This window comes from Streptomyces lucensis JCM 4490 (assembly GCF_014650035.1).
Lineage (GTDB): Bacteria > Actinomycetota > Actinomycetes > Streptomycetales > Streptomycetaceae > Streptomyces > Streptomyces lucensis.
Genome location: NZ_BMUE01000059.1, coordinates 1 through 651, shown reverse-complemented (window position 1 = coordinate 651; position 651 = coordinate 1). Strand labels below are relative to the sequence as shown.

Genomic DNA, 651 nt, shown 5'->3' with positions numbered 1-651 from the left:
TGAGGAGTCGGTGTCGTATGCGGAGTTGAACGCGCGGGCGAATCGGGTGGCGCGGTGGTTGCTGGGTCGTGGTGTGGGGGTGGAGGACCGGGTGGCGGTGTCGTTGCCGCGGTCGGTGGATCTGGTGGTCGCGTTGCTGGGGGTGGTGAAGGCCGGGGCGGTGTATGTGCCGGTGGATCCGGATTATCCGGTGGAGCGTCGTGAGTTTCTGCTGGAGGACGCGGCGCCGGTGTGTGTGGTGGATGCGGAGGTGGTGGCGGGGACCGCGGGGTTGCCGGCGGGGGATGTGTCGGCCGGGGAGCGGTCGGGTGTGGTGTCGGCGGGGTCGGCTGCGTATGTGATCTATACGTCGGGGTCGACGGGGCGTCCGAAGGGTGTGGTGGTGTCGCACGGGAATGTGGTGCGGCTGTTCGCGTCGACGCGGGGGTGGTTCGGTTTCGGTGCGGATGATGTGTGGACGTTGTTCCATTCTTTCGCGTTCGATTTTTCGGTGTGGGAGTTGTGGGGGGCGTTGTTGCATGGCGGGCGGTTGGTGGTGGTGCCGTTCGGGGTGAGTCGTTCGCCGGGTGATTTCCGTCGGTTGCTGGTGCGTGAGCGGGTGACGGTGCTGAATCAGACGCCGTCGGCGTTTTATCAGTTGATGCTGGCGGA

General features: G+C 66.1%; 1 protein-coding gene. It reads left to right on the top strand.

Features of this window, described 5'->3' with window-relative positions; translation table 11 throughout:
* Positions 1–651 (top strand): AMP-binding protein (locus IE177_RS34635; RefSeq protein WP_190019454.1); only part of this gene is annotated, 651 nt, incomplete at both ends.